Annotated in this window: 5 protein-coding genes and 1 pseudogene; all 6 read left to right on the top strand. The window is 68.7% G+C overall.

From position 1 onward, the window contains the following. Positions 1-256: pseudogene (locus tag AC27VN_RS31180) on the top strand (hypothetical protein); the annotation flags it as partial. A 117-nt stretch (positions 257-373) separates the two neighbouring features. After that, positions 374-1,195, top strand: a complete 822-nt coding sequence (locus AC27VN_RS31175; protein ID WP_490879059.1) for a creatininase family protein — start codon at positions 374-376, stop codon at positions 1,193-1,195. Positions 1,196-1,233: 38 nt separating this feature from the next. Next, the gene (locus tag AC27VN_RS31170) at positions 1,234-2,040 is read left to right on the top strand and encodes an ABC transporter ATP-binding protein (RefSeq protein ID WP_490879058.1); all 807 of its coding nucleotides are present in this window, start codon (positions 1,234-1,236) and stop codon (positions 2,038-2,040) included. Then, entirely contained in the window at positions 2,018-2,908 is an 891-nt protein-coding gene (locus tag AC27VN_RS31165; protein WP_490879057.1) for an ABC transporter permease, read from the top strand. The genes AC27VN_RS31170 and AC27VN_RS31165 overlap by 23 nt, the downstream gene beginning before the upstream one ends. Further along, positions 2,880-4,280: an FAD-binding oxidoreductase gene (locus AC27VN_RS31160; protein WP_490879056.1), complete on the top strand. Its 1,401-nt coding sequence runs from the start codon at positions 2,880-2,882 to the stop codon at positions 4,278-4,280. The genes AC27VN_RS31165 and AC27VN_RS31160 overlap by 29 nt, the downstream gene beginning before the upstream one ends. A 59-nt stretch (positions 4,281-4,339) precedes the next feature. Further along, complete coding sequence (locus AC27VN_RS31155) at positions 4,340-5,377, top strand: ABC transporter substrate-binding protein (RefSeq protein ID WP_209541365.1); 1,038 nt, start codon at positions 4,340-4,342, stop codon at positions 5,375-5,377. The last annotated feature ends 228 nt before the right edge of the window (positions 5,378-5,605 follow it).

The raw sequence follows: 5,605 nt of genomic DNA, 5'->3' as shown, positions 1-5,605 counted from the left end.
CTTCGGCTACGGCTGCGCGGGGCCGCTGCACCATGCGCGGCTCAGCGCGCTGTCGCAGCGCTACCGCGGCACCATCAACTCGTACCACGCGAGCCTGCTCAACCTCGGCATCTTCTCGGTCTCGTTCCTGCTCGGCAGCGTGGTGCCGCGCTTTCCGGTCGAGGTGTTCTGCGCGCTGGCCGGCGGCGTGACGCTGGTCGGCGCCTGCCTGCTGCTGCCGTGGCCGTGGCGCAAGTCCGGGATCGCGACGACCTGAGCGCGGCGACCCAAGCGCGGGGCGGCAGCCCGAGGAAAACCCTGACGCGACTTTTTTTGACCATTCGGATAATTTAGGTCATCATCCGCGCCGTCGCCACGAACGAGGACCACCCCGATGAACCCGGTCACCCTGCGCAGCCGCTTCTGGTCGGACCTGACCAGCGAAGAGTTCTCCCGCCTCGACCGCGAACGGCTGATCGCCGTGCTGCCGGTGGGCGCCACCGAGCAGCACGGTCCGCACCTGCCGATGTCGACCGACACCGCCACCATCGACGGCATGGTGCGCGCCACGCTCCCCCACCTGCCCGACGACCTGCCCGTGCTGTTCCTGCCCACGGTGCCCTACGGCAAGAGCAACGAGCACTCGCGCTACCCGGGCACGCTGACGGTCTCGGCCAGCACGCTGATCGCGATGTGGACCGACATCGGCGCCTGCGTGGCGCGCGCCGGCGTGCGCAAGCTGGTGCTCTACAACAGCCACGGCGGCCAGATGAGCGTGATGGACATCGTGGCGCGCGACCTGCGCGAGGCGCACGGGATGATGGTGGTGGCCGCCAACTGGTACACGCTGGGCCTGCCCGAGGGCCTGTTCACCGCGCACGAGGGCAAGCACGGCATCCACGCCGGCGACCTCGAGAGCTCGGTGATGCTGCACCTCACGCCCGACTACGTGCGCGCCGACCAGTTCCGCAACTTCCACTCGATGACCGAGGACCTGGCGGCCGAGAACAAGTACCTCTCGATCACGCCCAGCGGCAAGCTCGGCTGGCAGATGCACGACATCAACCCGATGGGCGCGGCCGGCGACGCCACCCGCGCCACCGCCGAGAAGGGCGCCGCGGTGCTCGACCACGTGGGCCGGCGCTTCGTCGACCTGCTGCACGAGGTCGACCGCTTCCCGCTGTCGCGCCTGGCCAACGAGCCCGCCTGGCGCTAGGCTGGCGCCCCTCTCCGCCACGCCCTCCGGAACACCCCATGGAAAGCACCACGCCATCCACCCCCGATGCCGAAGCGCCGCTGGTCCGGCTGCGCAACGTCGGCAAGCGCTTCGCCAACGGCACGCTCGCGCTGCAGGGCATGTCGCTCGACATCGGCGCGCACGACTTCATCAGCTTCCTCGGCCCCTCGGGCTGCGGCAAGAGCACGGCGCTGCGGCTGATCGCCGGCCTCACGCGCGCCAGCAGCGGCGAGATGGCCTGGACCGGCGGCGCCGCCGCGCGCACCGACCGCGACCTGGGCTTCGTGTTCCAGGAGCCCACGCTGATGCCCTGGGCCAAGGTGTTCGACAACGTCTGGCTGCCGCTCAAGCTCGCGGGCCTGAAGCGCGATGCCGCGGCGCCCGTGGTGCAGCAGGTGCTCGAGATGGTCGGGCTCTCGCGCTTCGCCGACGTCTATCCGCGCGAGCTCTCGGGCGGCATGAAGATGCGGGTGTCGATCGCGCGCGCGCTGGTCACGCACCCGCGCCTGCTGCTGATGGACGAGCCCTTCGCCGCGCTCGACGAGATGACGCGCATCAAGCTCAACAACGACCTGCTCGCGATCTGGCGCGAGCACCGCTTCTCGGTGGTGTTCGTCACGCACAGCGTCTACGAGTCGGTCTACCTCTCGAACCGCATCGTGGTGATGGCCGCGCGCCCGGGCCGCGTGATCGACGAGATCCGCATCGACGAGCCCTATCCGCGTGGCGAGGCCTTCCGCACCTCGAGCCGCTACAACGCGCACTGCACCGCGGTGTCCCAATCCCTGCATGGAGCCCTGCATGGCGTCGACATCGATCACTGAGCCCGCGGTCACCGCCCTGCACGACGACGACACCGCCACGCCCTCGGCCGACGCCCAGCGCGCGCACGAGGACCGGCAGCGCCGACGCGAATCGCTGCTGCGCATCGTGGTGCCCGCGGTGGTGGTCGGCGCGCTGCTGCTGCTGTGGGAATGGACCGTGCGCGCCAACAACATCCCGCACTACATCCTGCCCGCGCCCTCGCTGATCCTGAAGACGCTGTTCGACAACTGGGACACGCTGTCGAGCGCGCTGTGGTTCACCGTGCGGCTCACGCTGCTCGCGCTGGCCGCGGCCATCGTCGGCGGCGTCCTGCTGGCGATCGCCTTCGCGCTGTTCAAGTGGGTGGAGATCGGGCTGTTCCCGATCGCCGTGATCCTGCAGGTCACGCCGATCATCGCGATCGCGCCGCTGATCCTGATCTACGTCTCGAGCACCACCGCGGCACTGCTGCTGTGCGCCTGGATCGTGGCCTTCTTCCCGATCCTGTCGAACACGGTGGTGGGCCTCAAGAGCGCCGACAGCAACCTGCGCGACCTGTTCCAGCTCTACAAGGCCTCGCCCTGGCAGACCTTCCGCTACCTGCTCGCGCCCAGCGCGCTGCCCTACTTCATGGCGGGCCTGAAGATCGCGGGCGGCCTGAGCCTGATCGGCGCGGTGGTGGCCGAGTTCACCGCGGGCACGGCCGGCAAGGAAACCGGGCTGGCCTCGCGCATCCTCGAGTCGAGCTTCCGCACCGAGATCCCGATGATGTTCGCGGCGCTGCTGCTGGTGTCGCTGCTCGGGATCGTGATCTTCATCGTCTTCGCCGCGCTCTCGCGCCTGGTGCTGGGCCACTGGCATGAAAGCGAAATGCGCCGTGAACGCTAGGACCTCGCTCGCCCCGGCCGTCGACTGGGACGCGGTGCGCCGCGACCTCGCGGGCCTGAACCTGGTCACCGCGCCGGGCCAGCGCAAGCAGCTGTCGAAGGACTTCTTCTGGTACAGCCCGATCCTCACGGCGCAGCTCTCGGGCTGCGTGGCCGAGCTGGTGGTGAAGGTCGGCACCGAGGACGACGTGCGCCAGGTCTGCGCCACCGCCGCCAAGTGGAAGCTGCCGCTCACGGTGCGCGCGGGCGGCACCGGCAACTACGGCCAGTGCGTGCCGCTCGAGGGCGGCCTGGTGATGGACGTGACGCAGCTGTGCCGCGTGCTCGACATCGGCGACGGCCGCATGCGGGTGGAGGCCGGCGCGCGCATGCACGACATCGACCTGGCCGCGCGCGAGACCGGCCAGGCGCTGCGCATGTGGCCCTCGACCTGGCACGTGGCCAGCATCGGCGGCTTCATCGCCGGCGGCTTCGGCGGCATCGGCTCGTTCCGCCACGGCATCCTGCGCGACCCCGGCAACCTGCTGCGCGCGCGCGTGATGACGGTGGAGCGCGAGCCGCGCGTGATCGAGCTCGCGGGCGACGAGATCCAGCAGGTGCACCATGCCTACGGCACCAACGGCGTGATCCTCGACGTGGAGGTGGCGCTGAGCCCGGCCGTCGACTGGGTGCACTGCACGGTGCTGTTCGAGCGCTACCGCGCGGCGCTCGATTTCGGCATCGCGGCCAGCACGCCCGATCTCGACCTGTTCCTGCTGTCGACCGTGGAGGCGCGCTTCTCGCCCTACTACACGGCGATGGGCGAGCACTTTCCCGCCGACCGGCATGCGGTCTTCACGATGGTCGCGCCCGGGTCGATGGAGGACTTCCGCGCGCTCGCGGCCGCGCACGGCGGCCACATCGCGCTGGCCGGCACCGAGGCCGAGCTGCTCGCGGCCGGCCTGCCGCCGGCCTACGAATGCGCGTTCAACCACACGACGCTGCAGGCGCTCAAGATGGACCGCGGCTGGACCTACCTGCAGGTGGCCTATGCGCAGCCCTTCGATCCCGCGGTGGTCGAGCGCCACCTCGAGATCTTCGGCGACGAGGTGCTGCAGCACCAGGACTTCGCGCGCGCGGGCGGCGAGGCCGGCACCTTCGGCATCCTGCTGGTGCGCTGGACCGGCGAGGCGCGCCAGTACGAGCTGATCCGCGAGATCGAGTCGCAGGGCGGCTGCAAGATCTTCAACCCGCACGTGGTGACCATCGAGGACGGCGGCATGAAGACCATCGACACGCAGCAGATCGAGTTCAAGAAGCGCAGCGACCCGATGGGCCTGATGAACCCCGGCAAGACGCGCGGCTGGACGCCCGACATGGCCACCGAGGGCTGAAAAGATTTAGGCTTCGCGTCCCGTCCTTTTCCAAGAAACCTCCACAGGAGCACGTCCTCATGCGCATCCCCGCTTTCCGCATCCGCCCGCTCGGCAGCCTGGCCCTCGGCCTGGCGCTGACCGCCGCCGCCTTCGCCGCGCAGGCGCAGGAAAAGGTGGTGTTCGCCACCAACTGGAAGGCGCAGGCCGGCCATGGCGGCTTCTACCAGGCGCTGGTGGACGGCACCTACAAGAAGTACGGCCTCGACGTCGAGATCCAGCAGGGCGGCCCGATGGTCAACAACCGGCCGATGCTGCCGGCCGGCAAGATCGATTTCCTGATGACCGGCAACCTGCTGCAGTCCTTCGACAACGTGAAGAACGGCGTGCCCACGGTGGTGGTCGCGGCCTTCTTCCAGAAGGACCCGCAGGCCATGTTCGCGCACCCGGGCCAGGGCTTCGACAGCTTCAAGGACATGACCAAGGCGCCCGTGGCCTTCATCGGCAAGGACGGCCAGTTCAGCTTCTGGCAGTGGATGAAGTCGGAGCACGGCTTCAAGGATTCGCAGCTCAAGCCCTACACCTTCAACGTGGGTCCGTTCCTGGCCGACAAGAAGTCGATCCAGCAGGGCTACGCGATCTCCGAGCCGCTGTCGATCAAGGCCCAGGCCGGCTTCGACCCGGTGGTGCAGCTGCTGGCCGACAACGGCTTCTCGACCTATTCGACCACCATCGAGACGCGCGCCGACCTGGTGAAGACCAAGCCCGAGACGGTGCGCAAGTTCGTCGAGGCCTCGATCATCGGCTGGAACAACTACCTCTACGGCGACAACAAGGCCGCCAACGAGCTGATCGCCAAGACCAACCCCGACTCGCCCGTGGCCGCGCTGCAGGGCTCGATCGAGCTCATGAAGAAGATGGGCATCGTCGACAGCGGCGAGTCGCTGACCAAGGGCATCGGCGCGATGGACGAGGCGCGCGTGAAGGACTTCTACGACAAGATGGTCAAGGCCGGCCTCTACAAGCCCGGCGAGGTCGACCTGTCGAAGGTGGTCACCACCCAGTTCGTCAACAAGGGCGTGGGCCTGGACGTGCGCAAGAAGCTCACGGGCAAGTAAGCCGCGACCAAGGATCCGATCCACGACCACATCGATTTCTCCGCGGGCCGCGCGGTGCTTGCGCCGGGGTCAGATGCCGGCGCCTGGGATGCCATAAGGCACCGTGCGGCTCTTCATTCGCTGGGCTCTGACCCCGTATTGCCGCCTAGGACCTGTTAACGCTATGCAAGGGGTCGCGTTGCCCCGCAAAGGGGCTGGATGCAAGGCGTCCGCGCGCAGCAAGGCTGG

This window comes from Variovorax sp. 20P10.2.4 (assembly GCF_058244205.1).
Note: the sequence above shows the minus strand (reverse complement) of the source record. Positions and strands in the feature narration are given on the sequence as shown.

Excerpts from the sequence above, each read along its gene's own strand:
- AC27VN_RS31155 (WP_209541365.1), top strand. The coding sequence starts at position 4,340 with ATGCGCATCCCCGCTTTCCGCATCCGCCCGCTCGGCAGCCTGGCCCTC.
- AC27VN_RS31160 (WP_490879056.1), top strand. The coding sequence starts at position 2,880 with ATGAAAGCGAAATGCGCCGTGAACGCTAGGACCTCGCTCGCCCCGGCC.
- AC27VN_RS31170 (WP_490879058.1), top strand. The coding sequence starts at position 1,234 with ATGGAAAGCACCACGCCATCCACCCCCGATGCCGAAGCGCCGCTGGTC.
- AC27VN_RS31165 (WP_490879057.1), top strand. The coding sequence starts at position 2,018 with ATGGCGTCGACATCGATCACTGAGCCCGCGGTCACCGCCCTGCACGAC.
- AC27VN_RS31175 (WP_490879059.1), top strand. The coding sequence starts at position 374 with ATGAACCCGGTCACCCTGCGCAGCCGCTTCTGGTCGGACCTGACCAGC.